Annotated in this window: 19 protein-coding genes, 1 other RNA gene and 1 pseudogene; 11 read left to right on the forward strand and 10 right to left on the reverse strand. The window is 63.8% G+C overall.

Going from position 1 to position 21,730, the window contains the following annotated elements:
• Window positions 1-61: 61 nt before the first annotated feature.
• Window positions 62-1,039, reverse strand: coding sequence for an alpha/beta hydrolase (locus RTH74_RS08465; protein ID WP_316914376.1), 978 nt, complete (start codon window positions 1,037-1,039; stop codon window positions 62-64).
• 163 nt (window positions 1,040-1,202) lie between these two features.
• Here RTH74_RS08465 and arcD point away from each other — a divergent pair, with 163 nt between their 5' ends.
• The 7 genes from arcD to RTH74_RS08500 all read left to right on the forward strand — a co-directional run bounded on the left by arcD (window position 1,203) and on the right by RTH74_RS08500 (window position 7,152).
• Entirely contained in the window at window positions 1,203-2,630 is a 1,428-nt protein-coding gene (arcD, locus tag RTH74_RS08470) for an arginine-ornithine antiporter (RefSeq protein WP_316914377.1), read from the forward strand.
• Between the two features lie 68 nt (window positions 2,631-2,698).
• The gene (locus tag RTH74_RS08475; RefSeq protein ID WP_316914378.1) at window positions 2,699-3,103 is read left to right on the forward strand and encodes a hypothetical protein; all 405 of its coding nucleotides are present in this window, start codon (window positions 2,699-2,701) and stop codon (window positions 3,101-3,103) included.
• A 74-nt stretch (window positions 3,104-3,177) separates the two neighbouring features.
• Window positions 3,178-3,477, forward strand: coding sequence for a hypothetical protein (locus RTH74_RS08480; protein WP_003243744.1), 300 nt, complete (start codon window positions 3,178-3,180; stop codon window positions 3,475-3,477).
• Complete coding sequence (locus RTH74_RS08485) at window positions 3,464-4,864, forward strand: TolC family protein (RefSeq protein ID WP_316914379.1); 1,401 nt, start codon at window positions 3,464-3,466, stop codon at window positions 4,862-4,864. The genes RTH74_RS08480 and RTH74_RS08485 overlap by 14 nt, the downstream gene beginning before the upstream one ends.
• Before the next feature lie 16 nt (window positions 4,865-4,880).
• Window positions 4,881-6,293, forward strand: coding sequence for a copper oxidase (locus RTH74_RS08490; RefSeq protein WP_316914380.1), 1,413 nt, complete (start codon window positions 4,881-4,883; stop codon window positions 6,291-6,293).
• 51 nt (window positions 6,294-6,344) lie between these two features.
• Complete coding sequence (locus RTH74_RS08495) at window positions 6,345-6,839, forward strand: cupredoxin family protein (protein WP_316914381.1); 495 nt, start codon at window positions 6,345-6,347, stop codon at window positions 6,837-6,839.
• 19 nt (window positions 6,840-6,858) lie between these two features.
• Window positions 6,859-7,152 carry a copper-binding protein gene (locus RTH74_RS08500; RefSeq protein ID WP_024307918.1) on the forward strand — a complete coding sequence of 98 codons (294 nt, stop codon included), beginning with the start codon at window positions 6,859-6,861 and terminating at the stop codon, window positions 7,150-7,152.
• 44 nt (window positions 7,153-7,196) lie between these two features.
• Here RTH74_RS08500 and RTH74_RS08505 read toward each other — a convergent pair whose 3' ends face one another.
• Both RTH74_RS08505 and RTH74_RS08510 read right to left on the reverse strand, forming a co-directional pair.
• Window positions 7,197-7,475, reverse strand: a complete 279-nt coding sequence (locus RTH74_RS08505; RefSeq protein ID WP_316914382.1) for an HU family DNA-binding protein — start codon at window positions 7,473-7,475, stop codon at window positions 7,197-7,199.
• Between the two features lie 136 nt (window positions 7,476-7,611).
• Window positions 7,612-9,204 carry a hypothetical protein gene (locus RTH74_RS08510; RefSeq protein WP_316914383.1) on the reverse strand — a complete coding sequence of 531 codons (1,593 nt, stop codon included), beginning with the start codon at window positions 9,202-9,204 and terminating at the stop codon, window positions 7,612-7,614.
• A 196-nt stretch (window positions 9,205-9,400) separates the two neighbouring features.
• Between RTH74_RS08510 and RTH74_RS24180 the strand changes: the two are divergent.
• From RTH74_RS24180 to ffs, 3 genes and pseudogenes are all read left to right on the forward strand, one after another.
• Window positions 9,401-10,177, forward strand: a pseudogene (locus RTH74_RS24180) (MCP four helix bundle domain-containing protein); the annotation flags it as partial.
• 123 nt (window positions 10,178-10,300) lie between these two features.
• Window positions 10,301-11,035, forward strand: coding sequence for a methyl-accepting chemotaxis protein (locus RTH74_RS24185; RefSeq protein ID WP_371919682.1), 735 nt, complete (start codon window positions 10,301-10,303; stop codon window positions 11,033-11,035).
• Window positions 11,036-11,139: 104 nt separating this feature from the next.
• Window positions 11,140-11,236: signal recognition particle sRNA small type (gene ffs, locus RTH74_RS08520), an RNA gene on the forward strand.
• A gap of 204 nt (window positions 11,237-11,440) precedes the next feature.
• Here ffs and RTH74_RS08525 read toward each other — a convergent pair.
• From RTH74_RS08525 to RTH74_RS08550, 6 genes are all read right to left on the reverse strand, one after another.
• Window positions 11,441-12,799: a DUF1329 domain-containing protein gene (locus RTH74_RS08525; protein WP_316914385.1), complete on the reverse strand. Its 1,359-nt coding sequence runs from the start codon at window positions 12,797-12,799 to the stop codon at window positions 11,441-11,443.
• 15 nt (window positions 12,800-12,814) lie between these two features.
• Window positions 12,815-14,698, reverse strand: coding sequence for a DUF1302 domain-containing protein (locus tag RTH74_RS08530; protein ID WP_316914386.1), 1,884 nt, complete (start codon window positions 14,696-14,698; stop codon window positions 12,815-12,817).
• A 116-nt stretch (window positions 14,699-14,814) separates the two neighbouring features.
• Complete coding sequence (locus RTH74_RS08535; RefSeq protein WP_316914387.1) at window positions 14,815-16,734, reverse strand: acyl-CoA synthetase; 1,920 nt, start codon at window positions 16,732-16,734, stop codon at window positions 14,815-14,817.
• On the reverse strand, window positions 16,734-17,690 hold the full coding sequence (locus RTH74_RS08540; RefSeq protein ID WP_316914388.1) for a fumarylacetoacetate hydrolase family protein: 957 nt from the start codon (window positions 17,688-17,690) through the stop codon (window positions 16,734-16,736). Before RTH74_RS08540 ends, RTH74_RS08535 begins: the two co-directional genes overlap by 1 nt.
• Window positions 17,691-17,847: 157 nt before the next feature.
• Window positions 17,848-18,939, reverse strand: coding sequence for a VOC family protein (locus RTH74_RS08545; protein ID WP_316914389.1), 1,092 nt, complete (start codon window positions 18,937-18,939; stop codon window positions 17,848-17,850).
• 79 nt (window positions 18,940-19,018) lie between these two features.
• Window positions 19,019-19,633, reverse strand: coding sequence for a TetR/AcrR family transcriptional regulator (locus RTH74_RS08550; RefSeq protein WP_099525498.1), 615 nt, complete (start codon window positions 19,631-19,633; stop codon window positions 19,019-19,021).
• Window positions 19,634-19,817: 184 nt separating this feature from the next.
• Here RTH74_RS08550 and RTH74_RS08555 point away from each other — a divergent pair, with 184 nt between their 5' ends.
• A complete protein-coding gene (locus tag RTH74_RS08555; protein ID WP_316914390.1) occupies window positions 19,818-21,053 on the forward strand; it encodes an NADH:flavin oxidoreductase/NADH oxidase family protein in 1,236 nt (411 codons plus the stop codon).
• An 8-nt stretch (window positions 21,054-21,061) separates the two neighbouring features.
• On the opposite strand, the gene RTH74_RS08560 is transcribed toward RTH74_RS08555, so the two are convergent.
• The gene (locus RTH74_RS08560; RefSeq protein ID WP_316914391.1) at window positions 21,062-21,703 is read right to left on the reverse strand and encodes a TetR/AcrR family transcriptional regulator; all 642 of its coding nucleotides are present in this window, start codon (window positions 21,701-21,703) and stop codon (window positions 21,062-21,064) included.
• Window positions 21,704-21,730 lie beyond the last annotated feature (27 nt).

A 21,730-nucleotide genomic window follows, 5' to 3' on the forward strand; every position in this document is an offset into this window, starting at 1 on the left:
TCGCAAAGCGGCCACCGCCTGGATTGGATGGGACTACGGTTCTGGTATCGGGCTGTGGTGATCAGGCCAGGTGTTCACGCAGGGCCGCGCCGGCCTGCTGCATGGCCGTGCGTACGGTAGGTACCTCAGCGATCACGTTGAGCAGACCGTAGTCATGGATCATGCCGTTGTAGCGCACGGCGCTGACCGCCACCCCGGCCGCGCCCAGGCGGCGCGCGTAGGCTTCGCCTTCGTCACGCAGCACATCCATCTCGGCGGTCTGCACCAGGGCTGGCGGCAGGCCTTTGAGCTGTTCCAGGCTGGCGCGCAGCGGCGAGGCATGGATCTCGTTACGCTGTTTCGGGTCGGTGGTGTAGTTGTCCCAGAACCACTCCATCATCGCGCGGGTCAGGAAATGCCCCTCGGCGAACTGGTTGTAGGAGGCGTTGTTGAAGCTGGCGTCGGTCACCGGCCACAGCAGCAGCTGGAAACGTAACTTCGGCGTGCCGGCTTCCTTGGCCTTGAGTGCGACCACCGCCGCCATGTTGCCGCCGACACTGTTACCGGCCACGGCCAGGCGCGAACCGTCGACACCGATCTGGCTGCCATTGGCGGCCACCCATTGGGTTGCCGCATATGCCTGGTTGACCGCAGTTGGGTATTTCGCTTCGGGCGAGGGGGGGTAGTCGACGTAGATAGCCGCGGCGCCGGAGTGCACCACCAGATCGCGGATCAGTCGTGCGTGGGTGGGATAGTTGCCCAGCACCCAGCCGCCACCGTGGAAGAACATGAAGCCCGGCAGGGTGCCCTGGCTGCCCGCCGGACGCACTACCACCAGCTTCAGTGTCTGGCCGGCAGCCTCGATGCTGTGTTCACGGGTTTCCACGGCCGCTAGATCGACCTCGACCGAGGCTTGCGCGCCCACCAGCACAGCGCGGGCTTCCGCAGGCGATAGCCGTTCCAGGGGCGTGCCGCCACCGGCGGCCAAGGCTTCGAGAAAGGATTGCGTGTTGCGTTCGACGCCGGGACTGCCGGCGCCCAGGTTGGGGGAAGGCTGCATGGCGATTCACCTCATGATGGCTGAAGGAGCTTTAGCGCTACTGCGTCGCGCATCTTCTGCCCTTGCGGTCGATCCGGCTTGTACCGGCCTGCCGTTTTGGCATCAGGCTGCTGCCGGGCTGCTAGAGTGAGAGCGGAGTCGCTGGCGTCCGCACGAGGTGGGCATGACAGGGGAAAGTCGCAAGCTGGGCCTGGGGTCGCTGACCGCGCTGGTGGTGGGCTCGATGGTCGGTGGCGGGATCTTCTCGCTGCCGCAGAACATCGCCGCGCGGGCCGATGTCGGCGCGGTGCTGATCGGCTGGGGCATCACCGCGGTGGGCATGCTGGCGCTGGCCTTCGTGTTCCAGGGCCTGGCCAACCGCAAGCCGCAGCTCGATGGCGGGGTGTACGTCTACGCCAAGGCGGGCCTCGGCGATTACATGGGTTTTTCCTCCGCCTGGGGTTACTGGATCAGTGCCTGGCTGGGCAATGTCGGCTACTTCGTCCTGCTGTTCTCCACCCTGGGTTACTTCTTCCCGGCCTTCGGCCAGGGCAACACGCCGCTGGCCATCGCCTGCGCCTCGGTGTTGCTGTGGTGCGTACACGCCCTGGTGCTGCGCGGCATCAAGGAGGCGGCGCTGATCAACCTGATCACCACCGTGGCCAAGCTGGTACCGATCCTGCTGTTCATCGTCATCGTCGGCCTGGCCTTCGACCGCGACATCTTCACCCGCGACATCTGGGGCCGCAGCAACCCGCAGTTCGGCGGCGTGCTGGAGCAGGTGCGCAACATGATGCTGGTCACCGTGTTCGTGTTCATCGGCATCGAAGGGGCGAGCGTGTACTCGTCGCGTGCCGAGCGCCGCCGCGATGTGGGCAAGGCCACGGTGATCGGCTTTCTCGGCGTGCTGGCGCTGCTGATGCTGGTCAACCTGCTGTCGCTGGGGGTGATGAGCCAGCCCGAGCTGGCGGCGCTGCAGAACCCGTCCATGGCCGGAGTGCTGGAACACGTGGTAGGGCGTTGGGGGGCGGTGCTGATCAGCATCGGCCTGGCGGTGTCCTTACTCGGTGCGCTGCTGTCCTGGGCGCTGCTGTGCGCCGAAATCCTCTTCGTCTGTGCCAAGGACGGCACCATGCCGGCCTTCCTGCGCCGGGAGAACGCCAATCAGGTGCCGGTCAACGCACTGTGGCTGACCAACGGCATGATCCAGCTGTTCCTGCTGATCACCCTGTTTTCCCAGGGTACCTACCTGTCGCTGATCTATCTGGCGTCATCGATGATTCTGGTGCCTTACCTGTGGTCGGCGGTCTATGCGTTGTTGCTGGCGCTGCGCGGCGAGACCTACGAAGACCAGGCCGGGCTGCGCCGCAAGGATCTGGCCGTCGGCCTGCTGGCGGTGGGCTACGCGATCTGGCTGCTGTATGCCGGCGGGGTCAAGTACCTGCTGCTGTCGGCGCTGCTCTACGCGCCGGGCGCGCTGCTGTTTCGCCAGGCCAAGCGCGAGCAGGGGCAGGTGCTGTTCACCCGCTACGAATGGCCGATCTTCGCCGCCGTATTGCTGACCGCCGTGCTGGCCGGCTATGGCCTGTATGCCGGTCACCTGACACTGTAGGGCTGGACAAAGCGGCCAGCGCGCGGATAATCCGCCCCATTGCCCTCTGACTCTGGCTTCGCGACCCCATGCGCAAATCCCTGCGTACCGCCCTGATCTGGATGCTGATGCTGGCCCTGCCGGCACAGGCCATGGCGGCGCTCGGCATGCAGTTGTGCGAGCAGGTGCATCGCAGCGGCGCTCTGCAGATGAGCTCGACTCAGCAGGGCGAGCACGGCATGCACCACGACATGGCGGCCGACAGCGCACATGGCGCGCATCAGGACGCCGCCCCGGTGGCCAGCAGCGATGCTCCCGCCGATGGCAGCCTCTGCACCCTGTGCGCCTTCTGCGTCGGTGTCGCCGCGCCCAGCCAACCGTTTCTGAACGACTCTGCCCTGCAAACCGTCGAGCCGGCTACAGCCTGGCCCGACCGCCTTATCGTCGGCGTGGCCGACACACCCGAACGCCCCCCGCGTCTTCCTCTCGCCTGAGCCCCTTAGGTAGCGCCGTCCTGCGGCGCCTGTAGCTCACGCGGCCGCCTGGCCGCCGTACGCGAGAACACATCATGACTTTGCATTCCCTTGCCGGAAGGCTGCTGGGCATCGCTGCCCTGGCGCTGCCCGGCATCCTGATGGCGGCCCAGCCCGATCCGCTGGACGCCAACGCCGCCGTGCCGGCGCAGGATTACCGTTCCCCTCTGCAAGACTACCGCGCCCAGGCCGACGAGCCGTTGCAGGACTGGCGTGCGGCCAACGATCTGGTCGGCCGTATCGGCGGCTGGCGCACCTACAGCATGGAAGGCTGGGAGCAGCCGGCCGAGCAGGGCGCCGAGCCCGTCGAGGGAGGTGGCCATGACCACCATTAAACCCGCCGTACTGCTCTGCGCCGCGCTGCTGCTGGCCGGCTGCGCCGGCTTCAGCCAGGACGGAGGCTTCGACCCGGTGCAGCAAAGCGCCAAGCGCCAGCTGGACAAGCAACTGCTATGGGCGCGCGACGAGGCCGGCCGTGGCCAGATCGAGGCGCGCGTCGCCGAGCTGCTGGCCGAACCCCTGAGCCTGGATGCCGCGGTGCAGCTGGCGCTGCTCAACAACCGTGGTCTGCAGGCGTCCTTCGACGAGCTGGGCATCGGCGAGGCTGAGCGCGTGCAGGCCGGGCGCCTGCCCAATCCCGGCTTCTCCTATGGCCGTCTGGAAAAGGGCAGCGAGGTCGAATACGAGCGCGGCCTGCACCTGAATCTGGCGCGGCTGATCGCCCTGCCGCTGACCTCGCGCCTGGAAGGACGGCGCTTCGAGCAGCTGCAGCGGCAGACCAGCCTGGCGGTGTTCGACCTGGCCAGCGAGACGCGCAAGGCCTGGTACCAGGCGGTCGCCGCCGAGGAGAGCCTGGTCTACGCGCGGCAGGTGCTGGACGCCGCCGAAGCCGGCGCCGAGCTGGCCCGGCGCATGGCCGCAGTGGGCAACTTCAGCAAGCTGCAGCAGGCCGAGCAGCAGAACTTCTACGCCGAGGCCGGCATCGGCCTGTTGCAGGCCGAACAGGCGCGGGCGCGCAGCCGCGAGCAGCTGACCCGTCTGCTCGGCCTGTGGGGCGAGCAGCTCGACTACCGCCTGCCCGAACGCCTGCCGGCGCTGCCGAAAACCGCGGACGAGTTGCCGGACGTGGAGCGCCTGGCCATGAACCAGCGCCAGGACATCCAGGCCGTGCGCCTGGATGCCGAGCGCCTGGCGCAGAACCTTGGCCTGACCCGCACCACGCGTTTCATCAACGTGCTGGAGCTGGGTGTGGTCAACAATCGCTCCAACGAGGAGCCGACCCAGCGCGGCTACGAGATCAGCGTCGAGCTGCCGCTGTTCGACTGGAGCGGAGCCAAGGTGGCGCGCGCCGAGGCGCAGTATCGCCAGGCGCTCAACCGCGCCGCCGAGACGGCGATCAACGCGCGCTCGCAGGTGCGCGAGGCCTACCACGCCTACCGCAACGCCTTCGAGCTGGCGCAGCACTACCGCACTGAGGTGCTGCCGCTACGTCAGCGCATCGCCGAGGAAAACCTGCTGCGCTACAACGGCATGTTCATCAGCACCTTCGACCTGCTCGCCGATGCGCGCCGCCAGGTGCAGGCGGTGGATGGCTACCTGCAGGCGCAGCGCGCCTTCTGGCTGGCGCGCGCCGACCTCGACATGGCCCTGTTGGGCGCTCCCAATCCCTCGCTCGGCGCGGCGCCTGCCGCTGCTGCCGAGCCGGCCGCCGCCGGCCACTGAACAAGGAATTTCCCAGATGGTTTCACGACGCGATTTCTTTCTCGGGGCCGGCGCCATCGGCGCTGCGGTGGCCACTTCGGCGGTCAGCCGGGTGGCCATGGCGGCCCTGCCCGAACCGGTGCTGCAGGCCAGCGCCGACACCCAACCGCCGCTGCAGCCGAACAGCGGGCGGCCCTACAACCCGGTGGTCACCCTCAACGGCTGGACCCTGCCGTGGCGGATGAACAACGGCGTCAAGGAGTTCCACCTGGTCGCCGAGCCGGTGGTACGCGAGCTGGCGCCCGGCTACAAGGCCCACCTGTGGGGCTACAACGGCCAGTCGCCGGGGCCGACCATCGAGGTGGTGGAGGGCGACCGGGTGCGCATCTTCGTCACCAACAAACTGCCCGAGCACACCAGCATCCACTGGCACGGCCAGCGTCTGCCCAACGGCATGGACGGCGTGGCGGGCCTGACCCAGCCGGCGATTCCGGTGGGCCAGACCTTCGTCTACGAGTTCGTCGCCCGCCGCCCCGGCACCTTCATGTACCACCCGCACGCCGACGAGATGGTGCAGATGGCCATGGGCATGATGGGGTTCTGGGTCACCCACCCCAAGGAGCATCACCCGCTGATCAGCGAGGTCGACCGCGACTACTGCTTCCTGCTCAGCGCCTACGACATCGAGCCGGGCGCCTACACGCCGAAGATCATGCAGATGCTCGATTTCAACCTGTGGACCTTCAACAGCCGCGTGTTTCCCGGCATCGACCCGCTGGTGGCGCGCCAGGGCGAGCGCGTGCGCCTGCGCGTCGGCAACCTGACCATGACCAACCACCCGATCCACCTGCACGGTCACGAGTTCGAGGTCACCGGTACCGACGGCGGGCCGACCCCGGTCGGCTCGCGCTGGCCGGAGGTGACCGCCGACGTGGCGGTGGGGCAGATGCGCCAGCTCGAGTTCATCGCCGACGAGGAGGGCGACTGGGCGCTGCACTGCCACAAGAGCCATCACACCATGAACGCCATGGGCCACGACGTGCCGACTCTGGTCGGCGTCGATCACCGCGACATGACCCGCAAGATCGCCAAGCTGGTGCCGGACTACATGGTGATGGGCGAGCGCGGCATGGCTGACATGGCGGAGATGCAGATGCCGCTGCCGGACAACACCGTGCCGATGATGACCGGCGCCGGCCCGTTCGGCTCGGTGGAGATGGGTGGCATGTTCACCATGCTCAAGGTGCGCAAGGAGCAGGCCGCTGGCGACTACCGCGACCCGGGCTGGTTCAAGCACCCAGCCGGCACGGTGGCCTATGAATGGAAAGGGGCACTGGCCAACCCGAGCCGCTCGCATGATGGCGGCGGCCAGTCGATGCCGCTCAAGCAACCGCTCGAGGCTCCGGTGGAAGTGCAGGTACGCAAGCCCGGCGGTCATGCCGGGCATTGACGGGGCGGGCTGCCACGCGGCCCGGTCCCCACAGCAAGCGAGGATTCACAGATGAAAACAGCACAGTTACTGGTTCTGACCCTGATCGGGCTGCTCGGTAGCCCGGCAGCGCTGGCCCACAGCGAAATGCACGAGGGGCATCAGGCCGCCTCAACGATCAGGGAGCAAAAGCCTTGGGGTATCGCCGGCGATGCCAGCGAAGTCGACCGCACCATCGAGATCCGCATGACTGATCAGATGCGTTTCACTCCGGATCGGCTGCAGGTCCGGCAGGGCGAGACCATTCGTTTCGTCCACCGCAACGACGGCAAGATCCTCCACGAGTTCGTCATCGGTACCCGCGAAACCCTGGATGAACATGCCGAGTCAATGCTGCGTTTTCCCGGCATGGAACACGACGAGCCCTACATGGCTCACGTTGCGCCGGGGCAGAGCGGCGAGATGATCTGGACCTTCAACCGCGCCGGCGAATTCGATTTCGCCTGCCTGATCGCCGGCCACTACCAGGCCGGCATGGTCGGTACCATCCAGGTGCTGGCCGACTGACCTACGAGAGGAAACACGCATGAAAAAGCCATTGCTAATTGCGGCGCTGGCCGCCCTGTTCAGTCTGCCGTTGCAGGCCGCCGACCCCGCACCGCTGAGCCAGGGCGAGGTGCGCAAGGTGGACGCCGCCGCGCAGAAGATCACCCTGCGTCACGGCCCCATCGCCAGTATCGGCATGCCGCCGATGACCATGGTGTTCGAGGTTGAGAAAGCGGAACTGCTGGAAGGAGTTTCAGCGGGAGAGAAGGTGCGCTTCCAGGCGCGCCAGGAGGGTAACCGTTACATCGTTACCGAACTGCAGGTGGTGGAGTAGCCAGCAGAACCGGCCCGGGCATTGCGCTCCGGGCCGGCGAACAATCAATTCAGTGCGTCAGCCAGGGCCTTGGCCGGCACCAGCTTGACCACTTTCTTGGCCGCGATTTCGATGCTCTTGCCGGTCTGCGGGTTGCGGCCGGTACGGGCCGGGCGCTCGCTCACTTTCAGCTTGCCGATGCCTGGCAGGGTGATCTCACCGTCGTTTTCCAGCGCGTCGCCGACAATTTCGCCCAGCTGATCGATCAGGGTGCGGACAGTGGCTTTGGGCAGGGAAACGGCCTCGGCCAGGTCGCTGATCAGTTGGTCTTTGGTGATTGCCATGATGTAACTCCGTTTGCAGGTGAGAGGTTCGGCTTGGCAGACATGAAGCCGTGCAGCCGAAAACGTGGGAAAGCTAGCACAAAAGGGGTGGCTCGGCAGCGCCTGACAGACTTTACCGATAGGGCTTAGTGTCGCATCAGTCCTGGTGGTTCCAGCGTGCTAGCAAAAAACGCAGCCTGCCGCTGATGCCGGGTTCGCTGGCGCTGTCAAACGGCACATCGATCTCCAGGCTTCCATCGTTCTGGAGGTTACCATCGAGTTTATGGTCGGCGCTGTGCACCCCCTGGTTCTGCCAGGCGTGGCTCACCTGCCAGCCGCTGTCGGCGCTGGGCGGGGTTATTTCCAGCATCAGACTGTTGCGGAACAGATAGCTCCCCTCGAAGTGCTGGTTGACCCATAGCTTGCGCTCCACCTCGTAGTCCGGCACGCGTACGTTGAAGGTCAAGGTATAGGCCAGCCCCTTGCGCCTGCTGTTCACGCGCGCCCGGTCAGCGAGAAACAGGCTGCCGAGGTATAGCTTGCCGTTCTCCTGCGGTGCCTTGAGCCAATGCTGATGGGCGAGACAGGCCACCGAGTCCTCCTCGGCGGTGCGCCGGCTCAGGTACCAGAGCTTGCCGCGAGGGGCGGCGAGTACTTCGAACTGGTACAAGGCGTTGACTGATTGCCCCTGGCTTGCCGCTTTGCGCAGCTCCTTGGGCAGGCTGATGGCGTCAACTTCGGCCCAGATGTCTACACGCACATCGCCGAACAGAAAACGGGTGAGATTCTGGTACGCCTCCTCGCTGTTGACGATGCCGAAGTAGCCGGAGTGCGCTCGATAGGTAAAGGCTTTGGCGCAGGGAGCTGTCGGTTTGTTGCGAGCATCCAGGCCGCCGAGGGTCGCGTTGTCGATGCGCACCAGGCCGTCGCTGCCGTGGCCTGCGAAGGTGCGCGACAGGCCGAGACCGGCTTCGTAGTCCATGCGGTTGGTGCCAACCATGCAGAAGAAGCGCCTCGACGGGAAACGTGCCTCGGGTAGCCAGTCGACACGCTCAGTGAGCTTGTAGGCGGCTTCCAGATCGAGAAAAGTCGCCAGGCGCTGGCGGTTGAAGTTGTTGATGTCGCTCAGGCTCAGCCAGCTTGGCGGGTTGATGCCGAGTAGGTCGATACCATTGTGTGGCGTGGCGTAGGTAAACACCTTGTCCACCAGTTTGGCCGCGCCACCTGGATCCAGCTTGGGGTTTTGCAGCAGGCCTCGGCACACCAGGCCACCCATCGAATGAGCCACCAGGTAGCAACGGAAGTCGGTCTTGGTGATGGCGTTCTTCGGATTGGCGCACACCAGCTCGCGCACCTTGAGAATCAGCTCGCCAAGCTTGCTGGCAAATACCTCCAGGCTCGGTGTGCTGCTGATACCCAGCAACCGGGAGGCTTCGTCGTAGTAGCGATAGATGATGATCGAGCGGCTGCCCAGACGGTTATCCGGGTCGGCTGCCCATTCCGGGTCAAGAATGTCGTAGCCGTCTTCGTATACGTCCTGATAGTCGAACTCCGAGGCCAGGCGGATCACCGGCGACTCGAAGACAAACTTGCGTGGCTGGCGGGTCTTTTCCGCTACCGCGCGGTAGACGGTCGAACCGAGGTTGAAGCCGCAGAACGGGTCGGCACTGGTCTGGTCGATCTCTCCCGGGGTCATGGCGTAGCCACGCACGTAGATGATCGGATGGAAGGGGCTATGTGAATTGGCCATGGTTGCTCCTGAGGTGGCGTGCGCGTGCCTCGGGAATGCTCATCATGGCCGAACTGCGGGATGCGACGAGTGGCGCGGGTGGTCGTGAAGAAGGTTAGCTCAGCGTTAGAGATTATCCGGATTTTTGCGCGGCCAGACGGCGACTTGGCAAGGCTCGACTAAGCTACTGAGACCTGCCTAATGCTGGAGTGCCATCATGCTGCGCGCATTCACCGATCTGGGGTTCCGTTGGAAAATTGCCCTGCCGATTCTGTTGCTGGCCGCCTTGCTGGTAACGATGGGAGCCTTGGGTGTACGTGGCATCACTCAGGTCGCTGAATCCAGTACCACGCTGACCAATCGCCACCTGCCTGCCATCAGCCTGCTGCTCAATGCCGACCGGGATCTGTACCAGGCCTTCGTCGCCGAGCGCAGCCTGCTCGACGAAGACTCCGGTTCGCATGCCGCGCAGTTGCGCGCCTCGCATGCTGAGAACCTGCAGCAGGCTTATGACCGCGTGCACAAGTTCGCCGCGATGCAGCCAGGCAGCGAAGCGCTGGCTCTGGTGGCCGATTTCGACCGTGGTTTCGAACGCTGGAAGGCGACCTCGTTGCGCGTGCTGGAGCTGGCCAACAGCGACCCCAATGCAGCCAGCCGGTTGAGTTTCGCCGACAGCGAGGCGCAATTCGAAGAGGCGCGCAGTGCCATCGACAAGCTCGGCGAGCTTGAGGACAACGCGGCCAATGCGGTGGGCACCGAAGCCATCGCCCGTGGCGAGTCTCTGGCCTGGCAGCAAGGGCTGATCATCGCCATCGGCCTGCTGGTGTGCCTGGTGCTGGTGGTGGGCTTCCCGTTGTTGGTGACCCGTCCGCTGCACAACCTGCTGCATCGTATCGAACAGATCGCCGATGGTGACGGCGACCTGCGTGTGCGCCTGGACGTGCTGTCCAAGGACGAACTGGGCCAGCTGAGCCATGCTTTCAACCGCTTCCTCGACAAGCTGCAACCCTTGATCAAGGAAGTCGGCCGCGTCACTGACGAAGTCGCCGATTCAGCCAAGAGCCTGGCAGGCCTGGCGGCTGCCAATGACCGGCTGATCAGCAGCGAGCACGCGGCGGTGGATCAGGTCAGCACTGCGGCCACCGAAATGAGCGTGGCCGTGCATGAAGTGGCGCGCAACGCGCAAAACGCTGCCGATGCAGCACGCAATGCCGAGCAACAGTCACGCGAGGGTGCCCAGGTGGTGGGGGCGACCATCCATTCGATCCGTCAGCTGGCTCAGGAAGTGGAAAGCGCCTCCGACACCATCCAGACCCTGGAGCAGGAAACCGCCAACATCGGCGCGGTACTGGCGGTGATCAAGGGCATCGCCGAACAGACCAACCTGCTGGCGCTCAACGCGGCCATCGAGGCGGCGCGGGCAGGCGAGCAGGGCCGTGGTTTCGCCGTGGTCGCCGATGAGGTGCGGGCGCTGGCCGCGCGTACCCAGGAGTCGACCAAGGACATCCAGCAAATGATCGAGCGCCTGCAGGCTGGTGTGCAGAACGCAGTCAAGGCCACACACTCGGGCAGTACCCGCGCGCGGCAGAGCGTGGAGCAGGCCGCTGGTGTGGATCAGGCGCTGAGCGTCACCGGTGACTCGGTGCAGCGCATCAACGACATGGCGGCGCAGATCGCCACTGCCTGCGAGGAGCAAAGCAGCGTCACCGAAGAGATCGCCCGCAACATCAGCGATATTCGCGACCTGTCCAACGAGGCGGCGCAAACCTCCGAACAGAGCTCGCGAGCCAGCCAGCACTTGTCCGATCTGTCTCATGGGCTGGCGCAGTTGGTGGGACGTTTCCGCGTGTGACGTCAGTGTCTCGCGTATCTAAGTGTTTGAAGCAGTTGTAAGTTTACGTTTAGCCGTTACAATGGCGCGGCTCGTCGCAATGGCGGGCAGCGTTATGGTGGCCCTGCCGGTCCCCTCGCAACGATTACCCGTTAACCTGGTCAGGCCCGGAAGGGAGCAGCCACAGCGGGAACATCGTGTGCCGGGGTGTGGCTGGTAGGGTCCACCTCCAGTCTCGATATCTCCTGAATTCAGTAAGCGTTTCGCGTTGATCGCGCCTGGCGAGCTCTCCTATTTTTCCTGCACGCAAGCCTTCTGGCCGCTCTGTATGAGCTTTGAACGAGTGATCGCCTGCAACGGGCTCTTTGATATGAAAAAGCCGCCAGTCGTGGTGGCGGCTTGTGTTGTGCGACGGGCGGATGATGCTCAGCGCACGCCCGAGTTGCGCAGGGCGGCAGGAGTGTAGTCGGCCGCGAGTGGCTTGGTGCCGAACTCGACGCCCTGACTTTCCTCGTTGCGTAAGCCGGAGGCGATGTAGCGGCCATTCAACAGGTCGTACAGCGTATCCACCGCCAGCCAGGGTACCTGCACGTCGTAGTAGGGCTGCATATGGCCTTCACCGACGCGCCAGAGGGTGCCGCGGGCGTCGTAATGGTCGGCCAGGACGATCTGCCAGGAATCCTCGTCGATGAACAGTACGCGCTTGGCATAGATATGTCGTTCACCGGGCTTTAGGGTAGCCTCTACCTCCCAGACACGATGCAACTCGTAGCGGGTGTGGTCGGGGTTGAGGTGGCCGGCCTGAACGATATCGGCGTATTTCAGCGTGGGTGAGTCGAGCTTGAAGCTGTTGTAGGGGATGTACAGTTCGCGCTTGCCGACCAGCTTCCACTCGTAGCGATCCTGGGCGCCGTTGTACATATCGAAGTTGTCACCGACACGTTGCCCTTCAGAGGCCGGGTAGGGACCGTCATAGGCGACCTGCGGGGCGCGTCGCACGCGCCGTTGGCCGGCATTGTAGAGCCAGGCCATGCGCGGTTCGCGTACCTGGTTGAGGGTCTCATGCACCAGCAGCACGTTGCCCGCCAGACGTGCGGGTGAGGTGATCTGCTCCTTGTAGTAGAACAGCACGTTGCCTGGCTTGGCCGGGTCGTAGTCCTTTAGCTGGTCGCGGTAGGCGAACTCCATCTTGAACTTTACCGGTACGAACGAGCCGTTCTTCTCTGGCGTTACCTGCACGCTGTTTCGTTTCATGCTGCCGCCGCGATAGCGGGTGAGGTGGTTCCAGACGACTTCCTGAGCGTTCTGCGGAATGGGGAACGGGTAGGCCACCTGAAAGTCGTGCAGGCCGTTACCGCCTTCGATCATCTGGGCGCGCTCGGCATTGGCACGCACGGCCTCGTAGACGAACTCCGGCAAGGCAACCGTTCGATGGCTGGGGTATATCGGTAGTCGGTAGGTGTCCGGGTAGCGTTTGAGCATGGCTAACTGGCCTGGGCTCAGCTTGTCCTGATACTGCTCGGCGTTCTGTGCCGTGATGGTGAACAGCGGTTGTTCGCTGGCGAAGGGATCGTCGAGAAAGCCTTGCGGGCTTTTCTTGCCACTGCTCTTGGCGAGCCCACCGGTCCAGGCCGGAATGCTGCCATCGGCGTTGCCTGCCTTCTCCGCACCCAGCGGGGTGAGGCTGCTGCCGAGTTGGGCGGCCTGATCCGGGGAGACTGCAGCCTGCACTGCGCCGGTCAGTAGCAACAAACTGAAGATAGCGTTCTGCATAAGGTGTTTCATGATCCGTACTCCCGCTTAGAAAGACATGCCGAAGCTGAGCGCGACGAAGTCGCGGTCGATGCTGGTGTTGTACTGGCCGCCGAAAAAGTCGGTGTACGACAGGCTGGCGTAGTAGGTATTGCGGTACTCGACATCCAGACCGACGCTGATGGCCTTGCTGCCTTCGTTGAAGCCAGGCTCCGGGGCGTAGCCGTCGAGGTCGTGCGACCAGGCCAGATTGGGTCTGAAGGTCATGGCCGGGATCAGGTTGCTGTACTCCCAGATCGCGCGTGCGCGGTAACCCCAGGAGGTGCTGGTGAGGAATCCGTGGTCATTGCAGTTCTGCGCGGTGTTGGCACTGGTGACGGTGCGGCACAGCTGGTTATCGGGATACAGGGCGCCCTGACCGAACACCGGGTCGCGGCCATAACGCAGCCCACCCTTGCCCTCCAGATCGCCGACGTGCACCAGGCCGACTTCACCGACCAGGGTCAGGCGGTCTGCGCCCATTACCTGATCGAAGAAGTGCACTGCGGTGAACTGCACCTGGGTCATGGGTTTGCGTCGGTAGCCTTCCATCAAGGTCGAGTTAGTCGCCGTATAAGCGCCGGACGAGAGCAACGGGGAGACCGCAGGGTCGCCTGTGCCGGCCAGCACCTGGTCGACTGCATTGAGTTGCATGGGCATGTTGGGTCTGTAGCTGATCTCCCCGGACAGGGCCGTGCCGGTAGGCAAAGTGGTGGCGAAGCTCAGGCCGTAGAGGCGAATGTCCTCGGGGTAGGCCACCTGATAGCGGGACGTTCCCAGGCGATAGGCTGCGCCCAGATCGTTCAGCGCTGGCCCCAGCAGCCCCGCGCAGAGCGCAGGGTCTGGAATGCCCAGGTTGGCGCACAGTTGCGGGATGAAATTGCTGTCGGCGATGTTCGGGCTGCTCACCGAGTTCACGTAGGGTTGCCTGCTGTGGTAGTTGAGCGCATAGGCGCCAAACTCGGCGTCGAGGGAGGGCACGAACCAACGCAGGGCCAGGCCCCATTGGCCGCTGTCACGGGCATCGGCATCACCCTGCCGAGGTACGCGGATGCCTTGTGGGTCCAGGGTGATACCGAAAGGTGTCAGCGCGGCCTGGGCGAACGGGTTGTCGCTCAGGTTCGGCCCTACCGTCAGAACATCGCAGCCATCGGCGACGAAGTCATTCTGCGAAAAGAAGGTGCCGCAGTTGTCGACCACGGTCTGCTGCCAGTCGAGCTGGTAGAAGGCCTCGGCGGAGAGGTTGTCGGTGAGGTTCTGCGACAGGTAGAACATGTTCACCGGGATCAGGCCTTCCTTGATCTCGGCACCGGGGCGGCGAAAGGCCGAAACGTCAACCGGGTTGATGCTGTTGATACCGCCCTGGATGAAGGTGCTTTCACCCCAGCTCACCACCTGCTTGCCCAGGCGCACTGTGCCTGGCAGTTCGCCGATCACGTAGTTGTGATAGATGAACGCATCCAACAGTTCGGCGCCGGAGGCGCGGGCGGCCTGCTTGCGATTGCTGTCTTCGACGTCCACGAACGGGCGACTTTCGTCCTTGAGTTCGAAGTCGTACCAGTACTTGCCGCGCACGAACAGTCCACTGTCTGCGTACTTCAGTTCCAGGTCGTGGATGCCTTTGAAGATCTTGGAGAAGGTCTCGCCTTTGCGGAAGTTCAGGCGACCGTCGTCCGTGCCACTGGCAAAACCCTTGCCCCCGTTGTTCTCACCGATCAGGTGCGGGTCGGCGTTGCGTACGGACCAACTGGCTCCGATGCTGAGCGATGAGTCGAACTGGCCTTCGATCTCGCCGATGCTGAAGTCGATGGCCTGAGCTGGCAGCACCAGACTGTTGGCCAGGCCGATGGCCAGCGGCAGGCGGCTGCGCCGCCATGAAATGGCTTTACTCATATGTTCTACCTCTTGTTTTTGTTGTAAGGCACGTTTTTGAGGACGAGTGGGGCCTACCCCTGTGTTGGCAGGGAGTGATGTTTTCGCGGTGAATTGCGCTGGCTTAGCGCGTACCGTCAGCCAGGCGGCGTGGCAGCTGGCAACCAGTCGACCGGGAAGCTGTAGCGGCCGAGTGCACTGCCCAGACGCTCGCGCTGCGGGCCGTCGGCAAGCTGCACCACCAGGCCGCGTCGAGCGTCCTGCACGACATCTACCTGCAGGTCGACGATCCCGATGCGTGCGGCCTCCAGGCGCACCACCTGGGCGATCTCACGCTGCTGAAGGGCGGGTTTGAAGATCTTGCCCACCGGCGTCACGGGCAGTGCTTCGAGCACCTCGATGCGCTTGGGCACGGCTGCCTGTTCGCTGATGCGCGCGGCCGCGAAAGCCAGCAGCGTCTGCTCGTCGCAACTGGCGCCGGGGTTCAACTGCACGTAGGCCACTGGAACTTCGCCGGCATGCGCATCCGGGCTGCCGACCGCGGCGACCAAAGCCACGCAAGGGTGTGCTTGCAGCGCCTCTTCGATCTGCTTCGGATCGATGTTGTGCCCGCCGCGGATGATCAGCTCCTTCTTGCGGCCGGTCAGCCAGAAATAACCCTGTTGATCCTGTCGCCCCAGGTCGCCGGTGTTGAGCCAGCGTTGGCCATCAATATCGATCCAGACAGTCTTGTTGTGCAGCGGCTCGAGGTAGCCGGCGAACAGGTTGGGGCCGCGAATGGCGATGATTCCCACCTCGTCGAGCTGCGCATCACGCTGGTAGCTGCCGTCGTCGGCAAGGATTACCGCGCGCATGTTCTGATAGGCCAGGCGCAGGCCGATGGAGCCGACCCTTCGTTCGCCTGCCGGTGGGTTGATGGACGACACGCAGGCCGCCTCGGTCAGGCCATAACCCTCCAGAATCGGTACGCCGATACGCTGCTCGAACTCGCGGAACAGTTCGATTGGCATGGGCGCCGCGCCGCACAGTGCGTACTGCAGGCTGGAAATATCGTGCCCGGCCGTCGGCTGCTGCAACAGGGCGGAATAGACCGTGGGCACGCCGGAAAAGAAGTTGATGCCGAAATGCGCGGTCATCGCCCAGAAGTTCGCGATCACGCCCGCGCCTCGATAACCCTGTGGCGTGCCGATGATCACTTTGTCGCCCTGGCTCCAGGGCATCAGGCCAGTGACCAACTGGCCATTGACATGAAACAGCGGCAAGCCGCAGAAGATCACCTGGCCGGCGTGGCGCGGCTGCATGTTGGCGGCCATCGCCCAGGCGTTGAAGACCTCCGAGCCGTGAGTACGCACAGCGATCTTCGGTAAACCCGTGGTGCCGCCCGTGCAGAAGTAGGATGAGGGCTCGCCCGGACGGATCTGCCGGCCGCTGATGAGTCGGTCGCCAGGTTGCTGGCGCATCAGCGTGCGCAGATCGTGGATACGGCGCCAGCGCTGGTTGCGCTTTTCACGCAGCGCCATCCAGCGCAGGGCCAGGCTCGCGAGAGGGCCGACGTAGGGGGCCATGCTCACCCACACCAGCTCTTGCACGCTGGGCAGCTGGTCGAGTTGGCTGGATACCTTGCTCCACAGGTCGCTGCCGGGTGTCGGGGCCAGGGTGACCACCACCTTGGCCTTGGCTGCTCGCAGCAGTTCAGCGATCTGCGGCGCCTCGAGTAGCGGGTTGATCGCCATCACCACGCCGGCGGCTTCGCCTCCCCATATGGTGAAGTGCGTCTCCGGCAGGTTGGGCAGGATGAAGGCCACCACGTCGTCAGGGCCGATGCCGAGACCGTGAAAGGCATTGGCGGCTCGGGTGATGTCGGCGAACAGCTCGGCGTAGTTCCAGTCGTGCGTTCGTCGAAAATTCTGCGCATCGAGCAGAAAGCTCAGCGCTGGCGCCTGAGCATGCGCCCTGGCGCTGCGTTGCAGGGCCGCATAGGTGCTCTCGGCCAGGCCTCGCTGGCTCAACGGGACCTGTTCGATGGCCTCGATATCGAGATAGGACGCGACGGCCATCAGGCTTGCTCCACCACGACGTTGCGCTGCGTGCCCAGATCGATCAGGCCATCGGCGCTGCGGATGCTGGCTTCGACGACATCGCCTGTCTTCAGGTAGTAATCGCTGCGTCCTTCCTGCGCTTTCATGAAGGCTTTCCACTTGACCGCTTCGGGCAGCATGGCGGCGATACGTTGTTTGGCCGGGGAGGGAATGCTCAGTGCACAGCCTGCCGGGGTGCCTGTGGCGATCAGGTCACCGGCGGCCAGATTTTGTACTCCCGACAGTTCTGTCAATGTTTCCGCCGGGCCGAATACGAGGTTGGCGGTGCTGTCGTCCTGACGCGTCTGGCCATTCACGCTCAGGCGTAGCTGCAGTTTCTTCAGGTAGGGCATGTCCTTGACATCGAGCAGGCACAGATAAGGACCGACTGGGCCGAAGGTGCGGTAGCTCTTGCCCTTGTAGAACTGCATCTGCGGTATCTGGATATCCCGCGCCGAATAGTCGTTGACGATCACCACACCAGCCACGAACTCGTGCAGGTTGGCGTCGGTCACCAGCTGCCTGGCGTCGATATCGCGCTTGAGCACCAGGCCCAATTCGATTTCGTAGTCGAGAAAGCGCACCCCGCGCGGTTTGATCAGCTCACTGTCCGCCGGGACGATGCAACTGGTCGCCTTGGTGAAGATCATGTTGAATTTCTTCACGTCCGGGTCCATGCCGGACTCGATCATGTGCTGCCGGTAGTTGGCGCCTTGGCAGATGAATTGCTGGTCGCGGGTTACCGGTGAAAGCAGTTTCACCGCCTCCAGCGGTAGGTCGCCATCGGGCAAGGCTGCCAGGTGCGCCAGTTGGGTATGGCGGATCAGCTCCCCGGTGCTGGCGTAGTCGCCGGGGATACGGGAAATAAGACCTTGGCGGATCACCCCCCACTGGACGAGGTTCTGGTGCTCGAAACGGACGATATGGACTGGCATGGCAAGGGCTCCCGATGAAGCAGTGGTTTGCTCGATGGCAATGTCTTGTTGTGCTGAATGGGCTCGGCAGTTGGCGGGCAACATTGCTCCGGCGGCCACGAACAGGCAGCTCTTGAGCACTGTGCGACGTTTCCAGCCGGGCATGCTGGCAACGCCTCTAGCCGAACATCCGCGCCAGCGTGATCAGCTTGCGCAGGGTTAGGTCCGGGCTGCGGCGCAGGTTGCGCAGCAGGGCGGCTATGGCCGCCAGGTTGAGTACGGGTTTGGTGAAGCTCTTGGGCATGCGCTGACCCCATTGCGACATTGCTTCGGGGCTGACCGAATGCACGCCGGTGGGGTGGTCGGCCGTGAACATGTCGCCATCGCAGTAGTGCTCGTGCTTGTCGCGCCAAGGGTCTTGCCAGTAGTCGAATATCTGGCTGCCGAGGATGTGCCGACCGATGCCCCAGGCATGTTTCCAACCTTTTTCACGCAGCACGCGTTGGCCCATTCCGACGGCGTCGGCGTCCACCACCTCGTAGGCGCTGTGGCTGTAAGCGGCCATGAAACCCTGTGCAATCGCCAGGGTGTGATGATCGGTGGGCGTATCACCCAGATCTAGGCGCATGAAGGTGACGGCAGGCGAGCCGTCCGGTAGCACTTGCACGTCGCTGGGAATAAAACCGAAATGCTGTGTGTACCAGGCGCAGGTGGCTTGGTAGTCGGCTACTTCCAGCACCACATGACCGAGCTTGATGATCTCGGGTGGCGCGATGGGCGGTCGTTGGGTGGCGTTGATGCGTGGCGTTTCGTCCACCAGATTGAGTGGCAACGGAGCGCGATGGGCCATGACTGCGGCAGGTTGTTGAGCATGAATGGCCTCTACCAGAAAGCCCGATGGATCAGTCAGTCGCACGCGCTCACCGCCTCCGGGGCCTTCGAGTGGCTCGATCCCGGAAGCCCCGGGCAGAGCAGCGATGCGTTCAAGGTCGGTGCGACTGGCGAGCGTCAGGCCGAAGCCGATAAAGCGCGGGCGCTCGGCATGGTGTACGCGATAGCAGTAGGGCGCATAACCGGTGCCGCGCATGTACAGGGTGGTGGCATCGCGCAGAGCTGTCTGCAAGCCGAAGTCGCCGAGAAAGCGTTCAGCCTGCTTCAGATCCGGGCGCTCGAAGATCAGATGAGCCAATGCCTGGGCGCGGACAGTCGGTCGAGGGTGACGTGCCGGCTGGGGTGTGGCGAGCATGGCTGTTGTGGTTTGTTTTGCCATTGTCGTTCTCCGTGGCTTTTTCGGGCAAAGCCGGGCCGTCGACCCTGTGCAGCAGGGTCGCTGGGGTGTCAGGTGGCAATCAGTCCAGGGCTGGCAGGAGCGGCAGCTCGATACTCGCCAGTCGTTGCGCCTCGTCTTCAGGCACGCCTAGCGCGCGCAGAACCAATTCGGCCGCTTCGCTGCCAGCGTCACGCCAGGTCTTGATGCCTTCGAGCACGAGCAACATGGAGCCGAGTGTCGAGCAGGCGATCAATGAGATAACGCTGGCCAGGTGGCTTTGCGGGAAGCGATAGCGGCCCTTTTCAAGGCCCGTGAGCACATCGGTGGTGGCCTGGCTGTAGAACATTTCGCGCAGCGAGGCATCGCCCAGGGCGAAGCGATTGAGGAAGGCGCCCCAGTGGGGTTCTTCATGCGTGCGTCGGATGAACAGGCGCATGCCTATGGATAGGCGTTCTGCCGGGTCCTCCACTGCGGCGAAGCTGCTGTGGACGCGCAAGTGCATCTCCTTGCTCAACTGGCTGGCGACCTGCTGAAACAACTGATCCATGTTCTCAACGTTGTTGTAGATAGTGCCGCGTGCAACACCGGCTTCCTGAGCAAGATCGCTGACGTTCAATTGGGTGGCGCCTTTTTCCGCAAACAGACGGACTGCTGCTTTGTATATACGGCGTTGAGCGGTGCTGAGCTGTGTCAACGGTGTTAGCTCCAGGGTGGTTGTGGGGTAATTGAACACGGGTGTTTAATTTTGGTCAAGCGGTTGTGTTAAAAATTGGACTCTGGTGTTCAATTTTGAATTTATATGTTCTTCTGTTCGGGGTGTTCGTGGTCGCACACCTGCCAGTGCATGACCCCATTTCCTTGCCGAGGATGCTTCACCGATGAACGATCTGTTTCAGCCCCTGCGCCTGCCTAACGGCAGCGTCATCCCCAATCGCCTGGCCAAAGCCGCCATGGAGGAAAACCTGGCGGACGCCGAGCACGCGCCCGGGCCTACCCTGATTCGGCTCTATCGGGCCTGGGCCAAGGGCGGGGCCGGTCTGATCATCACCGGCAACGTGATGGTGGATCGGCATGCCCTGACCGGGCCGGCGGGCGTTGTACTGGAAGATGATGAGCATCTGCCAAATTTCCGGGCCTGGGCTGCTGCGTCTCGCAGCTATGGGGCTCAGGCCTGGTTGCAGATCAACCACCCTGGACGGCAGTTGATGGCCAATCTGGGGCAACCGGCGCTGGGGCCGTCGGCGATCCCGGTCGATATCCCCGGGCTATCCAAGCTCTTCGTGCAGCCGCAGGAACTGGATGAGAGGCAGATAGAGCAGATCATCCAGCGCTACGTGACTGCCGCGGTTCTGGCTGAGCGCGCCGGTTTCACCGGGGTGCAGATTCATGCAGCGCATGGCTACTTGTTCAGCCAGTTCCTGTCTCCGCTCAGTAACTGTCGCCGCGATGGTTGGGGCGGCAGTCTGGAGAATCGTGCGCGTATTCTGCTGCGCACCGTCGAGGCGGTGCGGGCTCAGGTTGCTCCGCAGTTCTGTGTGGCGGTCAAGCTCAACTCAGCGGATTTTCAGCGTGGCGGCTTCGAGGTGGGCGACGCTGAGGCGGTCGTGAAGATGCTGGCAGAGCGTGCGGTGGATCTGGTCGAGCTCTCCGGCGGCAGCTATGAAAGCCCGGCCATGCAGGGGCAGACCCGTGATGGCAGCACGCTTGCGCGTGAGGCCTATTTTCTCGAGTTCGCCGAGCGCATCGGCCAAGTGGCAGCGATGCCCATCATGGTGACCGGTGGGGTACGCCGCAGGGCTGTAGCCGAGCGCATTATCGAGCGTGGCGTTGCGATGGTCGGCATGGCTACCGCCCTGGCTATCGAACCAGGACTGCCTGCGCGTTGGCGTGCGGGCGACGATATCGCGGTACCGCCCGTGATCGTAGGCTGGAAGAACAGGGCGCTGGCTGCTGCCGCGACCCAGGCTGTGGTCAAGAAGCAACTGGAGTTGCTGGGCAGTGGCAAGCCGAGCAATGCGCAGACATCGCCTCTTCTGGCCTTGGTTGGCAGCCAGTTGAGGCAGAAGCTTCAAGCGCGTCGCTATCGACGCTGGGTGGCGAGCAAAGGCTGCTAGAGTTCCGGTTAGCCCGGCAATTCATGTCGGGCCAGCTTACGTGCTCTGGCTGCTGTAGCGCCCAGGGCCTTGAGAACCATTTCGGCCACCAGCACGTCGTGTTCGTCGACGCTGCGCCCCTCGACGACGCTGCGCATGGCGCCGAGTGTGCAGGAGACCAGCAGGTCGAGGGCGATCGCCTCATGTTCATAGGTCAGGACGCCTTCGTCTTTTCCCGCGCGCAGGTCGGTCAAGACGTAATTGGCAATCTTCGAGCGCATGGCCTGGTCAAAGTGCACCACGCGTACCACGGCGCTCGCCCAGTCTGGGTCGTTGATAGCGCGCAGGATGAACATGCGCACGCCAATGGCGATGCGACGTGCGCCACTGTCGACGCCCACGCTGTGCTGGGCGATGGCTTCGGAGAATTCATCGGCCATGGCCAGTCCCACGGCCTCGACGACCTCATCGCGGGAGCGGAAGTAGTTGTAGACGGTGCCGCTGGCTACTTCTGCTTCGTTGGCGACGTCGAGTAGCGCGATTTCACCCACTTCCTTTTGGGCGAACAGGCGCACGGCAGCATCGATGAGACCGCGACGGGTGCGTTCGCGCTTCTTGTGGCCACGGCTCAGCGGCGCAGGTTCGAGGTTGGGTGTATCGGCTCTGCTCATGCTCAGCCCCTGGTAAATAGGCCCCGA

Source organism: Pseudomonas sp. zfem001 (assembly GCF_032621725.1).
GTDB classification, from domain to species: domain Bacteria; phylum Pseudomonadota; class Gammaproteobacteria; order Pseudomonadales; family Pseudomonadaceae; genus Aquipseudomonas; species Aquipseudomonas sediminis.

Coding starts and splice junctions, on each gene's coding strand:
- RTH74_RS08485 (WP_316914379.1), top strand. CDS start 3,464: ATGACCACCATTAAACCCGCCGTACTGCTCTGCGCCGCGCTGCTGCTG.
- RTH74_RS08540 (WP_316914388.1), bottom strand. CDS start 17,690: ATGCCAGTCCATATCGTCCGTTTCGAGCACCAGAACCTCGTCCAGTGG.
- RTH74_RS08505 (WP_316914382.1), bottom strand. CDS start 7,475: ATGGCAATCACCAAAGACCAACTGATCAGCGACCTGGCCGAGGCCGTT.
- RTH74_RS08555 (WP_316914390.1), top strand. CDS start 19,818: ATGAACGATCTGTTTCAGCCCCTGCGCCTGCCTAACGGCAGCGTCATC.
- RTH74_RS08560 (WP_316914391.1), bottom strand. CDS start 21,703: ATGAGCAGAGCCGATACACCCAACCTCGAACCTGCGCCGCTGAGCCGT.
- RTH74_RS08545 (WP_316914389.1), bottom strand. CDS start 18,939: ATGGCAAAACAAACCACAACAGCCATGCTCGCCACACCCCAGCCGGCA.
- RTH74_RS08525 (WP_316914385.1), bottom strand. CDS start 12,799: ATGAAACACCTTATGCAGAACGCTATCTTCAGTTTGTTGCTACTGACC.
- RTH74_RS08530 (WP_316914386.1), bottom strand. CDS start 14,698: ATGAGTAAAGCCATTTCATGGCGGCGCAGCCGCCTGCCGCTGGCCATC.
- RTH74_RS08510 (WP_316914383.1), bottom strand. CDS start 9,204: ATGGCCAATTCACATAGCCCCTTCCATCCGATCATCTACGTGCGTGGC.
- arcD (WP_316914377.1), top strand. CDS start 1,203: ATGACAGGGGAAAGTCGCAAGCTGGGCCTGGGGTCGCTGACCGCGCTG.
- RTH74_RS08465 (WP_316914376.1), bottom strand. CDS start 1,039: ATGCAGCCTTCCCCCAACCTGGGCGCCGGCAGTCCCGGCGTCGAACGC.
- RTH74_RS08480 (WP_003243744.1), top strand. CDS start 3,178: ATGACTTTGCATTCCCTTGCCGGAAGGCTGCTGGGCATCGCTGCCCTG.
- RTH74_RS08535 (WP_316914387.1), bottom strand. CDS start 16,734: ATGGCCGTCGCGTCCTATCTCGATATCGAGGCCATCGAACAGGTCCCG.
- RTH74_RS08495 (WP_316914381.1), top strand. CDS start 6,345: ATGAAAACAGCACAGTTACTGGTTCTGACCCTGATCGGGCTGCTCGGT.
- RTH74_RS08500 (WP_024307918.1), top strand. CDS start 6,859: ATGAAAAAGCCATTGCTAATTGCGGCGCTGGCCGCCCTGTTCAGTCTG.
- RTH74_RS08490 (WP_316914380.1), top strand. CDS start 4,881: ATGGTTTCACGACGCGATTTCTTTCTCGGGGCCGGCGCCATCGGCGCT.
- RTH74_RS08475 (WP_316914378.1), top strand. CDS start 2,699: ATGCGCAAATCCCTGCGTACCGCCCTGATCTGGATGCTGATGCTGGCC.